The organism is Flavobacterium sp. N1736, assembly GCF_025947065.1.
In the GTDB taxonomy this organism is placed as follows: domain Bacteria; phylum Bacteroidota; class Bacteroidia; order Flavobacteriales; family Flavobacteriaceae; genus Flavobacterium.
In genome coordinates this window covers 632256-651821 of sequence record NZ_CP109994.1, presented here as the reverse complement: position 1 = coordinate 651821, position 19566 = coordinate 632256, and the positions used below count along the sequence as shown (strand labels likewise).

Sequence of the window (19566 nt, the reverse complement as noted above, 5' to 3'; positions counted from 1 at the left end):
AACCATGGAAAAAGCTGAAATCAATACTTCAAACAATTCTTTATTATGATGCTGAAAAAATACATTTACAACCTGTTTTTATTAGGTTTATTGGTAACCGGAAGCGTCGTGAACGCACAAACTATAAAAGGAAACGTGTCTGATCTTACAGGTCCTTTGCCAATGGTAAACATTGTTGTAAAAGGCACCGCTATTAATACAGCAACAGACTTTGACGGAAACTATTCTTTATCAAAAGTAGATTCTGATGCTATTTTGGTTTTCAGTTATATTGGTTTTCAAACTTTGGAAATGCCTGTAGCGGGTAAAACCAACATTTCTGTTATTTTAAAAGAAGACATCAATACTTTAAATGAAGTTTTGATTGTAGGCTATACAAGCGAAAAAAAATCGGCAATAACCGGAGCCGTATCTACCGTTGATATGGGTGAAATGTCTAAAACTAAAGTTGCCGATGTTGGTCAGGCTTTACAAGGTCAGGTTGCAGGCGTTTTTGTTTCTGCCAATACCGGTGCGCCCGGCGACGGAATGAAAATCCGAATTAGAGGCGAAGGAACTTTGGGAAACAACGACGTTTTGTATGTTGTTGACGGTGTGGCGACACGTGATATTTCGTTTTTAAACCAAGCCGATGTAAAATCGATGACTGTTTTAAAAGATGCTGCAGCCGGAGCAATTTACGGTTCAAGAGCTTCTGCGGGAGTTATTGTAATTACGACCAAAAACGGATCAAAAGGAAAAACCAGTATTAATGCCGAATATTATTCCGGTATTAGTTATGCAACCAATCTGCCTAAATTATTAAATACAGATCAATATTTAACTGCAAAAGATCAGGCTTGGCATAATACGGCGGGAAATGCAGCAAATGCAATTAGTCCTTACGCAGCGGACCGAAACAGAACTGATCTCGCAAATACAGATTGGCTGAAACAATTGTTTTCGGCAGGATTAACAACTAATTTTCAGCTTTCGGCAAACGGGGGAACTGAAACAACACAATACCTGATTTCGGGTGGATATTTTGCTCAAAACGGAATCGTAATTGGAGATCATGATAAGTTTCAGCGTATTAATTTCAGGGTTAATTTAAATTCTGACATCACGCCAAATTTCAAAATAGGAACTAATATCCAACTCACCAATACCGTTCAGGATAAGTTATCGTCAAGCGGAGATGCACCCGGAGTAATTCGTCATGCTTTTTTACGTCCGCCTGTTTTGTCTGTTTATAAAAACCAAAATGACCCGGGTTATTCAGAAAGAGATCCTTATACGGATTTACCTTTCTACCAAAATAATAACAGCAACGGCGGTTGGGATAAAAAATACGAACAGACGATGAATCCAATTGCTTTGGTTCATTTTACAGATGATAAAGTAAAAACCTTCCGCACTTTTGGAAATATTTATGGAGAATATAAATTCTTAGCCGACAAGTCTTTAAAATTCAGAAGCAGTTTTGGCGCTGATCTTGTTTTTAACCACAATAAAGCTTTTGCTGAAAATTTTGGTGATGATGAAGGAGATTTACTTTATCCAACTTTGGGCAGACTTAACAAACCTTCGTCTTTGAATGAAAATAGAGGTCAAACCATGACTTTTACTTTTACCAATACACTAAATTACGTTAAAACAATCAACGAGAAACATACTGTAAATGCATTGTTAGGTACAGAAAGTATCAGTAGTAAATATTCGTGGATTGGCGGCAGCAGAGAAAATTACGACAACACAACAAACCCGTTCCGTTATCTGGATTACGGTGGCATGAATAAAATGATGGCAACGGGAACTGACGTAAACTGGAATCTGGTTTCCTTTTTTGGTTCGGGAACGTACGGATATGACAATAAATATTATGTTTCAGGTACGATCAGGGCGGATGGTTCTTCACGATTTGGACCTAATAATAAATGGGGTTATTTCCCTTCTGTTTCGGGAGGATGGATTTTATCCAAAGAGAAATTCCTTGAAAACAGCGAATGGCTTTCTAACTTAAAATTAAGAGCAAGCTGGGGTCAGTCAGGAAATCAGGAAATACCAAATAACGCCTATTTAACCGTTGTTACAAAAAGAGACGAAGCCTTAAATATTACTTACGGAAACCCGAATATCAAATGGGAAACAACAACCCAAACAGATATTGGAATAGACATTAGCGTTCTAAAAAACAAATTATCGTTTACAGCAGATTACTTTGATAAAACTACCGATGATATTTTATTGGGCGTTAGCCTGCCTGTTGCAGCAGCCGGAATAACAGGATTAACGTATATAAATGCCGGAACGGTAAGCAATAAAGGTTTTGAATTTGGAGCTAATTTCCAAAATAATGACCGCGCTTTTAAATATGGTATAAGCGGAAACGTAGCAACACTGACCAATAAGGTCGAAAAACTGCATGAATCTGTAGCCAATATCGATGATATTTTAAGCAATACCAGAACTACTGTTGGCAAACCAATTAATTCATATTACGGATATAAATCGGATGGAATTTATCAGAACACAGCCGAAGTAAATTCAAATTTATATACCAATTCAAACGGTACACAACCCGGAGATATAAAATTTAAAGATGTAGATGGCGACGGTCAGATTACCGAAAATGACAGGACTTTTATTGGAAATCCAATTCCAAAAATTACTTATGGTTTATCTTTTAATGCCGAATATCAAAGGCTTGATATCTCCTTTTTATTTCAGGGAGTTCAGGATGTAGACCGTTATAACGAATTGAAAAAGATTGTCAATTACGATAGCCGCCCGTTTAATTCAACAACCGATGTTTTAAACTCATGGCATGGCGAAGGAACGTCAAACACAACTCCACGACTGACTTTTAATGACAACGGAGGAAGTAAAGTTTCAAGCACATATATCGAAGATGCTTCTTATTTAAGATTGAAAAATATAGAGATTGGATACACTTTTAATCCACAAACGCTGGGCGATGCCAATTTGCGTATGTATTTGTCCGGTCAAAATTTATTTACCATTACCAAATATTCCGGTTTAGACCCTGAATCTACTTCTTTGATTGACAAAGGAACGTATCCGCAATCGATGACTTTTATTCTTGGATTAAAACTAAAACTCTAAAAAACGAACGATGAAAAACATATATAAAATCACGCTATTAATCGGATTCCTGTCTTTAACCGGCTGCGAGGAACAATTGACAACAGACCCGATTGGTTTATCAGTCAAGGAAGATTCTGACAAGAAACCCACCATAACTGCGGTAGAAAATTCCGTTAGTTCTTCGTATCAATTATTTTCGAATACGATGAATCTTTTTAGCGAAGAAGACTGGAACTGGAGCACCGGATTGGTATTTCAGAGTGATCTGATTGTTCAGGATATTGCATCTGATGATATGGAGAAAAAATGGCTTCCGGATGGCGATCAATCCTGGATGGACGAAGTAAATAATTTCACGTTTACAGCCGCAAACGGCGGTCCAAACGGAGCATGGAAATACAATTATGAAGGTATAAAAAGAACCAATATTGCTCTCGGCTTTTTACTAAATCCCGATTTAGAAAAAATCACGAAAATGTCAACCGAAAGAAAAAATCAGTTGTTGGGAGAAGCATATTTCCTGAGGTCGTACTATTATTTTTCACTGGTAAATAACTTCGGCGATGTGCCTTTAATTTTAAGTCCGATTGAAAAATATCAGGACGCTTTTAAAATTATACGAGCGCCAAAAGGAGAAGTATGGAATCAGATTAATGCTGATTTAGTGCGTGCAAAAGATTTATTACCGGATTCTAAATACAGTTCCTCAACTGAAAAATGGAGAGTTTCTAAAGGAGCCGTAATCGCATTGCAGGCAAAATCTGCTTTGTACAATAAAAATTGGGGGTTGGTAATTTCATTGGTTTCTGAATTGGAAATGCGAAATTATTACGATCTGAATGCCAATTACTTTGATAGTTTTAATTCAGAATATACAGATAATGAAGTTATTTTCTCATACAACCACATTCAGAATGTAATTCCTAAAAAAGGAAACGGAATTTGTGCGATTGCTGGCTGGGGATTTTTTGCTCCAACCGCTGATTTCTTGGCTTCATTTGAACCAAACGACCCAAGAAAATTATATACGGTTAATGTTCAAGAGCAATGGGTAAATAAATTATTGGGAAGTATAAACGGAACCAATAAATCAAACAAGGAATCTCCAAATAATAAAATCTATATCCGCTACGCCGATGTTTTGCTTTGGAAAGCCGAAGCGCTTAATGAAACCGGAGATTATGCCGGATCAATCGCCATCATTAATAAAATAAGAAAACGTGCCCGAACTACGGTAACCACAACCGGAACAATTGCGCCTGACGGAACTTTACCGGACAGGGAACAATCTACAGATAAAGCTGTTGTAAAAGCATGGCTTATAGCTGAAAGAAGAGCAGAACTTGGTTTTGAAAGCCAAAGGATGCACGACCTGAAAAGATGGGGAATTGCAAAAGAGGTTATGCGAGCACACGGAAAAAACTTTCAGGACAAACATATGTTATATCCCGTTCCGCAATCTGAAATCGATGCAACAGCCAGAAGATTAACACAAAATCGGGTTATTAATATTAAACCTGACAGGTTTTAAAAACCTGTCAGGTCTTCATTTCTATTTCCCCTAATTACAAGAAAATAAAAAACATGAAAGATATCGCAATCCGTTTTACGGAAAATCCATTATTATCACCAGCCGACATTCCTGCTAGCAGAGAAGGTTTAGAAATTACCTGTCTTTTAAATCCCGGTGTATTTCAATATCAAAATAAAACATGGCTTGCGGTTCGGGTTGCCGAAAGACCAAAACAAAAAGAAAACACAATCTCTTTTCCGATTTTAACCGAAACCGGAGCGATAAAAATCATTGAAATTGCAAAAAATGATCCTGAATTAATAGCCGACGATGCAAGGGTAATTAATTATAAAGGTGTCGATTATTTGACAACACTTTCTCATTTAAGATTATTGTGCAGTGATGACGGACGTAAATTCTATGAACCCGAAAATTATCCGTGTTTGGTTGGCGAAGGAATTATGGAAACCTTCGGGATTGAGGATTGCCGCGTTACCTTAATCGACGGAAGATATTATTTAACTTTTACGTCTGTATCTGATAATGGCGTTGCCGTTGGTTTAAGAACTACAACCGACTGGAAAAATTTTAAAAACCACGGTTTGATATTTCCCGCACATAATAAGGATTGCGCCATTTTTGAAGAAAAAATCAACGGACTTTTTTATGCTTTACACCGTCCAAGCAGCGTAGATATTGGCGGAAATTATATTTGGATTTCGTCTTCTCCGGACGGATTACATTGGGGAAATCACCATTGCATTGTTAAAACCAGAAAAGGATTTTGGGACAGCAAAAGAGTTGGCGCAGGAGCTGCACCAATAAAAACAGATAAAGGCTGGCTTGAAATTTATCACGGAGCCAACGAAAATCATCAGTATTGTTTAGGTGCTTTTTTATTGGATTTAAAAGATCCGACAAAAGTAATCGCCAGAACAGAACAGCCCATTATGGTGCCAACCACAGAATATGAATTAAGCGGTTTTTTTGGCAATGTCGTCTTTACAAACGGACATATTGTAGCACCTGACGGAGATACGGTTACAATTTATTACGGTGCTTCTGATGAATTTGTCTGCGGTGCTCAATTTTCGATTAAAGAAATCCTTTTACTTTTAAAAACTGCCTAATGCTTAAAAAATTTATATCAGAAATTGATCATTTTAAAAGCCAGACCCATAATTTTCGTACGCTGATTTTTACCAATCTGGTTTATGCATTGGTATTGCCCGTGATTGATATTTTTGTCGCTGCTTATATTATGCGAAATTCCAATGATACCTCAAAAGTGGTGATTTATCAGCTTGCTATTTACACCGGAATTCCGCTTACGTTTTTATTAAACGGCTATTTATTAAAGCATTTTAATATCAGGAAATTATATTCCATCGGGATGATGCTGAGCGGTGTTTCGATGATTATTATGATGTCTTTAAAAACATTAGACCTTACCGGAATTGCCATTGCAGGAATTACAATGGGGCTTTCGTTTGGTTTATATTGGTCAAACAGGGATTATCTCGCTTTATCGATTACAAATGATACGAACCGTAATTATTATTACGGTCTCGAAACTTTTATTTATACCATTATTGCCATTGCAATTCCTGCAGCTATTGGCTGGTTTATCCAGTCAAAAACGGGCGACGGCGATAAACATCAGGCGTATTTAATCATTACCGGAATTGTGTTTCTTATTACAATTATGGCTTCGGTAGTTTGTTACAGAGGAAAATTCGAAAATCCGGCTCAAAAGCAATATATCTTTTTTAAGTTTCATCCATTATGGTACAAATTATTGTCGCTTGCCACATTCAAAGGTTTGGCGCAGGGATTTTTGGTGACCGCTCCCGCAATGTTGATTTTTAAATTATTGGGCGAAGAAGGCGCATTAGGAAAAGCACAATCTATTGGTGCCGTTCTGGCAGCAGTTATAGTATATCTTATCGGTCGTTTCTCGAAACCTTCTGACCGAATCAAAATCTTTTCATTGGGTTTGATTTTGTTTACTTTAGGCGCCTGCATAAATGGATTATTTTTTGATAAAACCGGAGTTATTATCTTCTTATTATTACTGCTTATTGCAAAACCTTTAATGGATCTCGCCTACTTCCCTATTCAGTTAAAAGTAATTGATATAGTTTCCCGAATCGAAAACAGAGGTGAATTTACTTATATCCTAAATCACGAAGCCGGACTTTATATTGGCAGACTTTTAGGCGCAGGAACTTTCCTGACTTTATATTATGTTGTTTCAGAAGATTTTGCTTTACGATACGCCATCGGAATTATTGCCGTATTACAGCTTTGTTCTATTTATATCAGTAAAAAAATCATCAAACAAGGAAACGAGCTTTCTCCTGAAATAAAAAAGGAAAAGAAAGAAGTTGTTATGGAATTAGTCTAAAATCAAAAATTGTGCTTATGAATGTCTTTATAAAAATTACGTTTTCATTCCTGTTGCTTTTAAATTTTTCGGCAACAGCCCAAATAAAACAGCAAAATATAGCCCGTATTGATCAAATGCCGGATTTACCAAAACCTTTGCAAATTATTGATTATAAAAAACTGGCGCTGGATTTTGATAAAACGGTATATGATTTTAAAGCAAAAGGTAAATTCTGGCCAATGGTTTGGATAGATACGAGCCAAAAAAACTTTCCGCAGCCCGTTGTTGGTTTATATACCGCTGTTGGCGATGTTCGACAAGGATCAAATCGTAACAAAGGAATGTTTCATGAAGCACTGGCGACAATGGGCGCAACGCTGGGCGCAACTTTGGTTGGAATTGATAAAAAACAGCATTTCAATTATGTCGGAATGTTGAAGAATTATTTCAACAAAGGCACAAATTGGAATATTATGATGAACAATACCTGTCCCGAAGTTGCTTTATTGGGCGGCGGTTATGGTCGCGATTGGTGGTATGATGTATATCCGAATCTTCTATTTTATGCGGTTTACGATCAATATCCAAACGAACCCGGATTTGAAGAAATCGCAAAAACCATTGCTGATAAATTTTACGAAGCCGATGTAATCCTAAACGGAAACTACGAATACTCATATTTTGATTATAACACAATGAAACCAATGACGAACCATATCTGCGCACAGCCAGATGTTGCTGCGGGACATGCATGGGTTTTATATTCGGCATATAAAAAATTTGGAGATCAAAAATATTTAAAAGGTGCTTTGAGTGCTTTATCAGCTTTGGAGGCACAGCCAAAAAACCCAACTTATGAAGTATTAATGCCTTTTGGCGCTTATTTATCAGCGAGAATAAATGCGGAACATGGCACCAAATACAACACTGCCAAAATGCTGGACTGGACATTTGACGGAACGCCTGTTTGTCGCGAAGGCTGGGGTGCATTAGTGGGCAACTGGAATGGAATTGATATTTCGGGAACTTTTGGAAGTACAGTCGATCATGGCGGATATGGTTTTTTAATGAATACCTACGATGCCGCATGGCCGTTAATTCCGATGGTGAGATACGATCAGTCGTATGCAACAGTAATTGGAAAATGGATGCTGAATGCCGCCAATGCATCCCGATTTTTCTATCCGCAATATATGCCGGATCAGCATGAAACTATTCCTGAACTTGCCGAAGTTACAAAAGGAGTAATCGCATACGAAGGAATTATAAAACAATCCGGTTATAAAGAATATGAAAACCTAAAAGCTCCCGTAGCGCAAGGCGACGGACCGCTTTGGGTATTAGGTGAAAATCCTAAAGAGTCTCAATTTAGTGTTTACGGAAGCGGACATGTGGGTATTTTTGGCAGTATTATCAGAGAAACCAATGTAAAAGGGATATTACAACTGAATCTATTGACAACTGATTTTTTTAGTGATAAAGCGTATCCAACTTATCTGTATTATAACCCTTTTACAACAGCCAAAACCGTTACAGTAGCAACCAAAAAAGCCGAAAAAGTAAATATATATAATACAGTTTCGGGAATTTTTATTGCCCGAAATGTTAGCGTTTCTTCCAAAATAAAAATTGATGCCTTAGATTCTGCTGTACTTGTATTTGTACCAGCCGACGGAAAAATAACGTATCAGGATAACAAAATGCTCGTTAATAATGTCATTGTAGACTATAATTTTCAGCAAATAAAATAAACAATTATGAAATCTATATTGAATTATACTTTCTTTTTTCTTCTGCTAATGAATACAACTATTGGCTTTTCACAAAAACAGGCATCAGATAAAAAATGGTGGAAAGAAGCTGTTTTTTATCAAATCTATATGCCAAGTTATGCAGACAGCAACGGCGATGGTTACGGCGATTTTAAGGGAATGACTCAGAAATTAGATTATCTGAAAAATTTAGGCGTTAAAGGTATTTGGCTTACTCCGTTTTTAACCTCTCCAAAAGTTGACAACGGTTATGATATTGCTAATTATTACGAAGTTGATCCGACGTACGGCAATAAGGCTGACTTTGATCTTTTTTTAAGTGAAGCGCATAAAAAGGGAATTAAGGTCATTATTGATTTGGTTTTTAATCATACTTCTACAGATTCTAAATGGTTTCAGGAAGCCCGAAAGTCAAAAGATAATCCGTATCGCGATTACTATATCTGGAAAGATCAGCCTAACAATTGGGAATCTTTTTTTGGAGGAACGGCTTGGGAAAAAGATCCGTTGACCAATCAATATTACTATCATAAGTTTGATAAAACAATGGCAGATTTAAACTGGTCGAATCCTAAAGTGGTTTCGGAAATTCAGGATGTGCTACGCTTTTGGCTGAATGCCGGAGTTGACGGTTTCCGCCTGGATGTGATTAATTTTTTAAATACCAACGGAATCACAAAAGATAATCCGTTAAAAGACGGCAAGCAGGATCATATTTACGATATCGATCAGGAAGGCGTAAAAAATGCCATGCGAATTATAAAATCTACCGTAAATGAATATCCCAATCGTTTTATAGTTGGGGAAATTGGAAGTGATAAAATTGAGGTTTTAAAGCAATACCAATCACAGGATTTACTGGATGTGGTTTTTAATTTCAATTTTGGAAGCATCAAAACATTTTCGACTCAGCGTATTTATGATGAATTGCAAAGCATGGAAAAAAACATGACGAATTATCCAACTCTGTTTTTTGGAAGCCACGATATGCCCCGAATGATGGATCGACTTGCAGATGGAAATTCAGAGCGTGCTGTTGCTTTAACGGCTTTAATTCTGACTGCAAAAGGAGTTCCGTTTATTTATTACGGAGAAGAAATCGGAATGCATAATATTATTGCCAAAAGTATTAATGATATGGTCGATGTGCAAGGAAGAACCCATTATGAACTTGCAATTGCTGCAGGCAAAAATATTGATGAAGCGCTTATTGAAGGAAACGAGCAAAACAGAGATAAATCGAGAAGTCCGATGCAATGGAACAGTACTAATTTTGCAGGATTTTCAAAAGAAAAAACATGGATAAGAGTAAATACAGATTACAAAAAAACAAATGTTGCAGTCTTAGAAACTCAAAAGAAATCTATTCTTAACAGTTATAAAAAGCTAATTGCTTTACGAAATAATGAAAAAGTTTTGCAATACGGAACTTATGAAAATCTAGAATCTTCACAAGATCAAATTTCATTTATAAGATCTTTTCAAGGAGAAAAAATTACAACAATCATAAACTTTGGTACAAAAAAAGAAATAAAGCTTCCGGCAAATGCAACAATTTTAATGGGAAGTAAAAGTCTTAAAACTAATAGTTTTGTTGTATATAAACACTAATTAATTCCTAAAAGTATCCTGCAAGGTTTTTTTCAAACCTTGTAGGTATAATAAGTTCTTAGCATCAATTTAAACCTACAAGGTTTGAAAAAAACCTTGCAGGATAACGATAAGATTTAGAAAACCTTGCAGGATAATACTATTACTTTACTTCAAATATAAAAGATTCCGAAGGTTCTATTTTTATTTTCACAGTTCCTACTCCATTATTTACTGTTAATTTCATGGAATATTTTTGATACAATTGATCTGCAATTTGGTATTCTCCATCTTTTAAATTCCATTTTGAAATAATATCGGATGGAATTTTCAAATCAAACTCCCTTGTTTTATCCGAAGAAAAATTAGCGACGATAATCAGCTTTTGATTGGCAGACCAACGAACGTACGAATAAAGTGAAGCATCGTAACCTGAATTATTTTCGCGATTCGCAGATTGAATTTCCTGAAAACTTCCCATTAAGGCTGGACTATTAATTGAGAAATTCAGTAATCTTTTATAGAAATCACGTAAATTTTTCTCTGATTCAGAAAGCTGACCTCCATCAAATTTTCCGCCGTTCATCCAGCGTTGATGATTTGGAACTCCGATATAATCAAAAATAGAAGTTCTCGAACGCGTTCCGAATCCTGCATTTTCATTTCCGGCCTCGCCTACTTCCTGTCCAAAATAAACCATTGTTGGCGAAGTGCTTATTGTGGTAGAAACTACCATTAATGGTTTTCCACGTTCCGGCGTTCCTGCAAATTCAGGACTTGCCAAACGTTGTTCATCATGATTATCTAAAAAATGAAGCATATGATGTTCTATGTCTGACATTCCTTTTTGAATATCTGATAATCCATCAGGCGAAGATTTTCCACGAATAATATCTTTCAGTTTATCATAGGTTTCTACTTTATCATATAAATAATCCATTTTTCCTAAACGGATATAATTGCGATATTCATTTGGGTTATACACTTCTGCCAATAAAAAAGCATTTGGATTTTTAGTTTTAATTGCTGAATTCATGTAACTCCAAAATTCATATGGAACCATTTCTGCCATATCATAACGAAAGCCGTCTACCCCTTTTGCTGTCCAGTATAAAGCAATAGATTTGAATTTTTTCCAGGAATCCGGAACGTCTTTATCCTGCCAAAAAGCAAAATGTTCCTGATATGATTTTTGATCAGATCCAGCCGGAAGTTCGGGAAAATCTTTAGAACCATCCGGACGAATTCCGTAATTAACCTTTACGGTTTCATACCAATCATTTTGGTCCGGTTTTACTTTTCGGGATCCGTTTCCTGTCCATTTTGCAGGATTTTCGTCGAAGAAACCATCAACCATTGCATTTTTTTCTCCATTTAACGGAATATCTCCATCAGGAATTTCAAAATGATTATTGGGTATGTAGTAAAAATTATTATTGCGTTCGTATTCCAGATTTACATTATCATTGGCACCAAAATCTTTAATACTTTCCGGATTATTTTTTCCTTCATATTTTCTCGCAATATGATTTGGGACAATATCAATTATTACTTTTAGTCCGGCTTTATGTGTACGGGCAATTAAAGCTTCAAATTCCTGTAATCGATTTGCCGGATTTACTGCCAGATCCGGATTTACGTTATAATAATCTTTTACCGCATATGGCGATCCGGCACGGCCTTTTACCACTTCAGGATCGTCATTTGAAATTCCGTAAGCCGTATAATCATGAACCAAAGCGTGATGCGGAACTCCTGTGTACCAAATATAAGTAACGCCTAAATCTTTAATTTCGTGAAGTGCTTTATCAGTAAAATCATTAAATTTTCCTACTCCATTTTCGTCAATTGTTCCCCAGGGTTTATTGTTTGTATTTTTATTTCCAAATAATCGCGTAAAAACCTGATACACTACAATTTTCTTATTTGTAGCATTTTCTTCATTTGCTGTATTCATTCTCAAATCTTTTGTTTTGCATGCCGAAAACAGCATTGCTGCAGCTATTCCTGCAACTAAAATTCTTTTATTTATCATAATCATTTTTAAACTATTTCTTTACTGAATTGAAGATTAAATCAATACAAGAAACCATTTTTTAAATGTAAGCTAATTTTTAAAACTCAAAAGAAACCGACTTTGATTTAACGTCAAAAAAGAGAACTACAACGAAATAGTTTCATGTTTTGTTGGTAACTTGAAAAAGGTTCAAAGGGACAGAGGTTTTTTTAATGAATGTAAAAAATATAAATCATCTTTAATAGTTCGACGAATCTTAAAAAACTTTGAACCTTTGCCTCTCTGTAACTTTGAACCTATCATTTAAAACTTTGTACCTTTGCACCTTTGTTGCTTTGAGCCTTTGCACCTAAAAAATATAATTTAATCCTAATATCCATAAAGGTTGTAACCTTTTTCATAAATTTGACAAAAATTTAATCAATTGAAGAAATCACTCTTTTTCATATCTTATTGTCTGCTTCTTTTATGTGTTCAAAGCATTTTTGCTCAAGCACCTAAAAAAATAATTGTCGAGAATGCTGATTATTCTGATGTAAATCAGGAATTAATGCCAGATGCACTTTTACTAACAGGGAATGTAAAAGTAAATCATGATGGTGTCGTGCTAACTTGCAATAAAGCTTATTTTTTTCAGAAAGAAAATTACCTTAAAGCCTTTGGTAATGTACAATTAGTGCAGGGAGATACTTTGTTTTTAAATAGTAAATATGCTGAATATAACGGAAATTTAAAGAAAGCATTTGCAACCGGAGACGCTGTTATGAGCTCCCCAGATGCAACTCTGCAAACTGATACCATTAATTTTGATCGAAATGTTCAGGAAGTTTTTTACAACTCAAAAGGAACAATCGTTAATAAAGACAATACTTTGGTAAGTAAATCCGGAAGATATTATGTTGCTGAAAAAAAGTTTCAGTTTTTGACCGAAGTGACGATTACGAATCCAAAATATGTTATAAAATCAAATCATTTAGATTATTACAGTAATTCCGGGCACACTTATTTATTTGGTCCGTCGACAATTACAAGTAAAAGCAATTATATTTATACCGAAAAAGGTTTTTACGACACCAAGAAAAATTTGGCACATTTTGTCAGGAACTCCTATATCAAATATGATGACAGGCGAATAGAAGGCGATAGTTTATTTTATAATCGGAATACCGAATTTGCATCGGCAACACGAAACGTAAAAATTACAGATTCGATCAATAGAGGAATTGTAAAGGGGCATTATGCCGAATTATACAAACTAAAAGATTCGATGTTTGTAACCAAAAGAGCCGTTGCTATTAATTTAGTTGAAAATGATTCGGTTTACATTCACGGAAAAAAATTAATGGTTACGGGAAAAGAAGGCGAACGAATTTTGAGAGCTTATAATAATGTTCGTTTCTTTAAAATAGATATGAGTGGAAAATGTGATTCTATTCATTCAAACTCTAAAACGGCTTTGACCAAACTAATTGGGAATCCGATTTTATGGAATGGTGAAAATCAAATTACAGGTGATGTCATGCATTTAATTGGTGATAATAACACCAAAAAACTCGATTCTTTAAAAGTCCTCAATAACACGTTTCTCGTCTCGCGGGATACGCTGAGCACGGGATTTAATCAGGTAAAAGGGCTCAATTTATTTGGAAAATTCAAAGATGGAAAACTCCATGACGTTGACGTGATAAAAAATACCGAAGTAATTTATTATATGCGAAATGACGCGAATGAACTAATCGGAATTAATAAAAATGTGAGTAGTAAAATCAATCTTATTTTAGAAAATAATGCGGTTGAAACCATTACATTTTTCAACAAAGTAGACGGCGATATTTATCCCGAAATTGAATTACCTGAAAATGCCCGTAAATTAAGAGGTTTAGTCTGGCGTGGTGACGAACGAATAAAATCGAAAGATGATATTTTTACTGCCGAAGAAAATGAAATGAATGATAAATTAATTCAGGAAGGTAAAGACGAAAATGCACAAGAAAATGTACCAATGAAAGTCAGGAAAGAAACTTTAGATTACGATAAAAAGAAACCTGCGGTAAAAACTACAGCTAAAGCGAGTACGAAAACTAAAAAATAGTTTTTATTTTTTAGTTTACAGTCGCAGTTTAAAGTCGCAGTCACAGTCACAGTTTTCAGTTTCACACTGAGACTGAAAACTGTGACTAAAAACTATAAACTGAGACTAAAAACTGAGACTGAAAACTGTAAACTGCGACTAAACTCAGAACCTTACTACCTTTGCCACTTTGAACCTTAAAAAAAATGAATCCAGATTTTATAAAATACCAGGCACAAACGTCTCCATATCCTTTGGGAATGGAGGTTTCTCATGCTATTGGTTCCTATATTTACGATACTACTAATAAAAAATATTTAGATTTTGTTGCCGGAGTTTCGGCTTGCACGCTTGGTCATCAGCATCCAAGGGTAAATCAGGCTATTAAAGATCAGTTAGACAAATACTCGCATGTGATGGTTTACGGTGAATATTCGCAAAGTCCTGCTGTAGCGTATTGCAAATTACTGGCTTCACTCCTGCCGGAATCTTTAAACAAAACTTATTTGGTTAATTCCGGTACAGAAGCAATTGAAGGTGCGCTTAAACTTGCCAAACGAACAACAGGAAGAAGTCAGCTTATTTCCTGCCACAATGCATATCACGGTAATACAATGGGATCGATGAGTGTTATGGGATTTGAAGAGCGCAAACAAGCTTTTCGTCCATTGCTTCCGGATATTGATTTTATTACTTTTAACAACGAAGAAGATTTACAAAAAATAACGACCAGAACAGCTGCGATTCTTCTGGAAACAATACAAGGCGGCGCCGGATTTATTGAGCCAAAAGACAACTTTTTACAAAAAGTTCGTAAACGTTGTGATGAAGTTGGTGCGTTGATGATTGTAGATGAAATTCAGCCGGGATTTGGCAGAACGGGTAAGCTTTTTGGTTTTCAAAACTATGATGTAGTTCCGGATATTGTCGTTATGGGAAAAGGAATGGGAGGCGGAATGCCTGTAGGCGCTTTTACAGCTTCAGCAGAAAAAATGGATCTTTTGACAGAAAATCCAAAATTAGGGCATATAACCACTTTTGGAGGGCATCCTGTCATTGCGTCAGCTTGTTTAGCTACTTTGCAGGAATTAACTGAGACTAATTTGATGCAGGAAGCATTAAACAAGGAAAAACTGTTCAGATCGCTTTTGGTACATCCTTTGATAAAGGAAGTTAGAGGAAAAGGATTAATGCTTGCTGCTATGACTGAAACTGCCGAAATAACGAATGAAGTTATTTTAAGCTGTCAGGATAAAGGGCTCATTTTATTCTGGTTACTGTTTGAGGGATGTGCAATACGAATAACACCTCCATTAACCATTTCTGATGAAGAAATAAAAGAAGGTTGCGCCATAATTTTAGAAGTCATGGATGAAATCATTAATAAACAGCGAAAAACTTAATTAAAGTTTTACACTAAAAAAAGAGTAATAACAAAATAATCTTTTATATTTCAGAAGATTATGATTAAAAACAGAACGTAAATTCTGTCCATATTGTTAATTAAATTGTTCACAACAATTAATTTCCGTTCCTCACAACAATAATATGGTTGCCTAAATTTATAACAGGCTAATTTCAAATAAAACAAAGTATGCAATTAAGCAACGAAGAAGAAGATTATAACCTATCCCTATCCAAATTTGAGTCGATGTTAAAAACTAACAAAGTACTCTTTTTTGACTCTGAAGAATTTGAAGAAATTATTCTTCATTATTTAGATATAGGTAAGGCTAATTTAGCAAAAAAGGCCTTAAAACTTGCATTAGACCAACATCCAAAATCTACAGGCTTAAAATTAGTACAAGTAGAAATGCTGGTTTACGATGACAAACTCGAAATTGCTGAAAAGCTTTTGAATGAGTTGTATGCAATTGAACCTAACAACGAGGAAATTTATATCCAGAAAGCCAATATTTGTTCTAAAAGAGATCAACACGAAAAAGCGGTAGAATTACTTAAAATTGCCTTGCAATATACAGATGATTACGCTGACGTGTATAATTTGATTGGAATGGAATATCTTTTTATGGATAACCTTGAGATGGCAAAAGACAGTTTTATCAAATGTCTTGAAGAAGATTTAGAAGATCAGTCGGCATTGTATAATGTGGTTTACTGTTTTGAATTTTTAGATCAAAATCAGGAAGCTATTCTGTATTTGAACGATTATATCAACAAAAATCCATATAGTGAAATCGCCTGGCATCAGCTTGGACGTTTGCATTATGGTGTAAAAGAATATGAAAACGCCATTCGTGCTTTTGATTATGCAACCCTGATCGACGATGAGTTTTTGGGTGCTTTCATGGAAAAAGCAAAAGCATACGAACGTTTAAAAAAATACAATGAAGCGATCGAAAGCTATAATCGTACGATTGAGCTTGACGATGCCACTTCGTACGCTTTACTGCGAATTGGTAAATGTTACGAAAAATTAGGAAATTCTGTAAAAGCGCTTCAATATTACAATCAAACGGTACACGAAGATCCGCTTTTAGATAAAGGCTGGATTGCCATTACCGATTTTCATGTTCGCCAGAAAAACTTTCAAAAAGCTCTGTTTTTTGTCAACAAAGCTTTAGCGATAGACAATCAAAATCGTTTGTACTGGAAACGTTACGCTACGATCAACAAACAAATGAACTTTTTTGAAGAGGCTGAATTTGGGTACAGAAAAGCGGTAGAATTTGGTGATTATGCACTGGATACTTGGTTATTCTGGGTTGATATTTTACAGTTTTTAGGAGAATTTGAAAGCGCAATTCAAACATTATTGCAGGCTTCAGAATATTTTCCTGAAGAAAATGAAGTCGAATATCGTTTGGCCGGATTGTATTTTATGATTCAGGACAACACAAAAGCAAAATTCCATTTAAGCAACGGATTACGTTTAAACTTTGATAATTATATTTTAATCGAAGATTTATTTCCGGTAGTCTGGGCAAAAAAAATGGTTAAAAATTATATTGAAAAACATAGAAAACAATAATGAAAAAAATAATTACGTTAGCATTTCTAATATTAGCTACATTTTCATATAGTCAAACAGAAAACGTAATAGGTTCAGCAGAACCAATGCAAGCTGAAAAAGAAGACTTGAAAATATATGATCGTAAAGAAGTCGAAGTACCAGCAGGATTTCAAAATTATAATATTAAAATTAATCAATTTATAAGTGAGAACTTTGTTGTTTCTAAAAAAATAAAAGAGAAAAAAATCAGTGGAGATATTGTCCTTTCGTTTGTTGTCGAAAAAGATGGTTCTTTCACTGCTGTTAAAATTATTAAAGACTTAGGTTACGATACAGGCAAAGAACTTGAAAGAGTAATAAAATTACAAAAATGGCTTCCCGCAGAATTAAATGGAAAAAAAGTAAGATCAACATTTAATTTAACATACACGATAAACCAACAATAATGATTGATATTTTAAAAAGACGTTTTGGCCTATTAGGACGTAATATTAGTTACTCATTTTCAAAAGGATATTTTACTGAAAAATTCAGTGATGAAGTTTTTGCCGGCAATAGTTATGAAAATTTTGATATTGCAGACATCAATCATTTTGGCGGATTATTAAAAAACAATCCTGATTTAAATGGTTTAAATGTTACAATTCCGTACAAAGAACAAGTCATTCCGTTTCTAGATAAACTATCAAAAAAAGCAGCTTTAATAGGCGCCGTAAACACTATTAAATTTACCAAAAAAGGAAAATTAAAAGGTTATAATACAGATTATTACGGTTTCAAAAAATCATTAAAGCCGTTATTAGAGCCACATCATAAAAAAGCCCTTATTTTGGGTACAGGCGGTGCATCAAAAGGGGTTGCTTTTGCCCTTGACGAACTCAACATTCCTTATACATTTGTATCTCGGGAAGCAAAAGAAAACATTATTGATTATGGTTTAATAAACGCAACTACTTTTGATAATTTTCAAATCATAATTAACTGTACGCCCGTTGGAACAAGTCCGAATATTAAGGCTTGTCCTAATATTCCTTATGAGTTTTTTACGGATAAACACATTGCTTACGATTTAATCTACAATCCTACCGAAACGCAATTTTTAAAAAATGCCAAAGAAAAGGGAGCAATAATAAAAAACGGTTACGATATGCTTATTTTTCAGGCAGAAAAGGCATGGAAAATCTGGAATAAATAAAAAAACAGCTACAAATAAAACACTAAGGTAATTTTTGTAAATTAGACTACTCATTTACAAGTAGTTATGAAAAAAATTTACCTTTGTGTTTTACTAATTTTTTCTATTCTTTTTTCTGTAAAAGCGCAGGATTCTGTAGACTCTTCTAAAAATGTTTATACAGAAGCACGCTATCATTATTATTTAAAAACTATCCTGTTATTTAATGAATATTTAGATACAGATTCAGGTTCTTTTAATACAACTCAACTTCGTTTTCTGCATCCGATTGCCAATAAAGCCTGGAATTTAAGAGTTGATCTTCCTTTAATTTCAACAAATTCTAATTCTGAAAACCAAACCGGAATTGGCGATATTGGAGCCGGAATTAGTTATATTCCTTATTTAAACCATAAAACCGGCGGAATAGCTTTTCGTGCCAGGGTAATTTCCAATTCAGCCACTGACCCTGCACGTGGATCAGGTAAATGGGTTTTTGCTCCCGCAGTTTTCTACGGAAAATATATCAGGAAAGACAAAATATTGTGGATAGCTTCTTTAGAAAATCAACTGAGTTTTGCAGGTTCTGATAATAGGGATAACATAAACGTTACAGCATTCGAAAATTACCTGATGTTTATTATTGGAAAAAACTGGATCGCGGTCGATGCTGCTTTTAGATACAATGCAACAAATAAGGGATATCCAAATAATGCTTTTGTAGAATTTGGACGAAGAATAACAACAAATGATATGGCTTACATTCACCCAAGTGTGGGTTTTGGAAATCATAAATCATATAATTTTGGAATCGAAGTTGGTATGTTAATTTTATTTTAAGCTTTGGTAAAAAATAAGATCTTATTTACTAAAATATTATTTTTTAACTATTCTTCTTAAAACAATATTATTTTAAAATTTAAATTAACTTCAAAAATTACGCAAAAAAACATCTATCATAACCTTAAAACAACTCAAT

The 19566-nt window shown here is 34.8% G+C and carries 13 protein-coding genes; 12 read left to right on the top strand and 1 reads right to left on the bottom strand.

The genetic code is table 11. The annotated features are described in order from the left end of the window. The first annotated feature begins 45 nt into the window (after positions 1-45). Genes OLM54_RS02775 through OLM54_RS02750 form a run of 6 tightly spaced genes read left to right on the top strand, consistent with a single transcriptional unit; the run spans position 46 to position 10372 of the window. Positions 46-3105 carry a SusC/RagA family TonB-linked outer membrane protein gene (locus OLM54_RS02775; protein ID WP_264537087.1) on the top strand — a complete coding sequence of 1020 codons (3060 nt, stop codon included), beginning with the start codon at positions 46-48 and terminating at the stop codon, positions 3103-3105. Between the two features lie 10 nt (positions 3106-3115). Next, the gene (locus tag OLM54_RS02770; RefSeq protein ID WP_264537086.1) at positions 3116-4618 is read left to right on the top strand and encodes a RagB/SusD family nutrient uptake outer membrane protein; all 1503 of its coding nucleotides are present in this window, start codon (positions 3116-3118) and stop codon (positions 4616-4618) included. A 53-nt stretch (positions 4619-4671) separates the two neighbouring features. Beyond that, positions 4672-5730 carry a glycoside hydrolase family 130 protein gene (locus OLM54_RS02765; RefSeq protein WP_264537085.1) on the top strand — a complete coding sequence of 353 codons (1059 nt, stop codon included), beginning with the start codon at positions 4672-4674 and terminating at the stop codon, positions 5728-5730. Then, positions 5730-7007: an MFS transporter gene (locus OLM54_RS02760; RefSeq protein ID WP_264537084.1), complete on the top strand. Its 1278-nt coding sequence runs from the start codon at positions 5730-5732 to the stop codon at positions 7005-7007. Before OLM54_RS02765 ends, OLM54_RS02760 begins: the two co-directional genes overlap by 1 nt. 17 nt (positions 7008-7024) lie before the next feature. Then, a complete protein-coding gene (locus tag OLM54_RS02755; protein WP_264537083.1) occupies positions 7025-8740 on the top strand; it encodes a hypothetical protein in 1716 nt (571 codons plus the stop codon). Between the two features lie 6 nt (positions 8741-8746). Further along, positions 8747-10372 carry an alpha-glucosidase gene (locus tag OLM54_RS02750; protein WP_264537082.1) on the top strand — a complete coding sequence of 542 codons (1626 nt, stop codon included), beginning with the start codon at positions 8747-8749 and terminating at the stop codon, positions 10370-10372. A 142-nt stretch (positions 10373-10514) separates the two neighbouring features. Here OLM54_RS02750 and OLM54_RS02745 read toward each other — a convergent pair whose 3' ends face one another. Continuing rightward, on the bottom strand, positions 10515-12386 hold the full coding sequence (locus tag OLM54_RS02745; RefSeq protein WP_264537081.1) for an alpha-amylase family protein: 1872 nt from the start codon (positions 12384-12386) through the stop codon (positions 10515-10517). Between the two features lie 406 nt (positions 12387-12792). Here OLM54_RS02745 and OLM54_RS02740 point away from each other — a divergent pair, with 406 nt between their 5' ends. The 6 genes from OLM54_RS02740 to OLM54_RS02715 all read left to right on the top strand — a co-directional run bounded on the left by OLM54_RS02740 (position 12793) and on the right by OLM54_RS02715 (position 19427). After that, a complete protein-coding gene (locus OLM54_RS02740) occupies positions 12793-14460 on the top strand; it encodes an OstA-like protein (RefSeq protein WP_264537080.1) in 1668 nt (555 codons plus the stop codon). Positions 14461-14645: 185 nt separating this feature from the next. Continuing rightward, positions 14646-15842, top strand: a complete 1197-nt coding sequence (locus OLM54_RS02735; protein ID WP_264537079.1) for an aspartate aminotransferase family protein — start codon at positions 14646-14648, stop codon at positions 15840-15842. A gap of 191 nt (positions 15843-16033) precedes the next feature. Continuing rightward, a complete protein-coding gene (locus OLM54_RS02730) occupies positions 16034-17431 on the top strand; it encodes a tetratricopeptide repeat protein (protein WP_264537078.1) in 1398 nt (465 codons plus the stop codon). Further along, complete coding sequence (locus OLM54_RS02725; protein ID WP_264537077.1) at positions 17431-17859, top strand: energy transducer TonB; 429 nt, start codon at positions 17431-17433, stop codon at positions 17857-17859. Before OLM54_RS02730 ends, OLM54_RS02725 begins: the two co-directional genes overlap by 1 nt. Then, a complete protein-coding gene (locus OLM54_RS02720; RefSeq protein ID WP_264537076.1) occupies positions 17859-18608 on the top strand; it encodes a shikimate dehydrogenase family protein in 750 nt (249 codons plus the stop codon). Before OLM54_RS02725 ends, OLM54_RS02720 begins: the two co-directional genes overlap by 1 nt. Before the next feature lie 66 nt (positions 18609-18674). Then, positions 18675-19427, top strand: a complete 753-nt coding sequence (locus OLM54_RS02715; RefSeq protein WP_264537075.1) for a lipid A phosphoethanolamine transferase — start codon at positions 18675-18677, stop codon at positions 19425-19427. The last annotated feature ends 139 nt before the right edge of the window (positions 19428-19566 follow it).

Excerpts from the sequence above, each read along its gene's own strand:
- OLM54_RS02770 (WP_264537086.1), top strand. The coding sequence starts at position 3,116 with ATGAAAAACATATATAAAATCACGCTATTAATCGGATTCCTGTCTTTA.
- OLM54_RS02755 (WP_264537083.1), top strand. The coding sequence starts at position 7,025 with ATGAATGTCTTTATAAAAATTACGTTTTCATTCCTGTTGCTTTTAAAT.
- OLM54_RS02760 (WP_264537084.1), top strand. The coding sequence starts at position 5,730 with ATGCTTAAAAAATTTATATCAGAAATTGATCATTTTAAAAGCCAGACC.
- OLM54_RS02720 (WP_264537076.1), top strand. The coding sequence starts at position 17,859 with ATGATTGATATTTTAAAAAGACGTTTTGGCCTATTAGGACGTAATATT.
- OLM54_RS02775 (WP_264537087.1), top strand. The coding sequence starts at position 46 with ATGATGCTGAAAAAATACATTTACAACCTGTTTTTATTAGGTTTATTG.
- OLM54_RS02750 (WP_264537082.1), top strand. The coding sequence starts at position 8,747 with ATGAAATCTATATTGAATTATACTTTCTTTTTTCTTCTGCTAATGAAT.
- OLM54_RS02735 (WP_264537079.1), top strand. The coding sequence starts at position 14,646 with ATGAATCCAGATTTTATAAAATACCAGGCACAAACGTCTCCATATCCT.
- OLM54_RS02730 (WP_264537078.1), top strand. The coding sequence starts at position 16,034 with ATGCAATTAAGCAACGAAGAAGAAGATTATAACCTATCCCTATCCAAA.
- OLM54_RS02725 (WP_264537077.1), top strand. The coding sequence starts at position 17,431 with ATGAAAAAAATAATTACGTTAGCATTTCTAATATTAGCTACATTTTCA.
- OLM54_RS02745 (WP_264537081.1), bottom strand. The coding sequence starts at position 12,386 with ATGATAAATAAAAGAATTTTAGTTGCAGGAATAGCTGCAGCAATGCTG.
- OLM54_RS02765 (WP_264537085.1), top strand. The coding sequence starts at position 4,672 with ATGAAAGATATCGCAATCCGTTTTACGGAAAATCCATTATTATCACCA.
- OLM54_RS02715 (WP_264537075.1), top strand. The coding sequence starts at position 18,675 with ATGAAAAAAATTTACCTTTGTGTTTTACTAATTTTTTCTATTCTTTTT.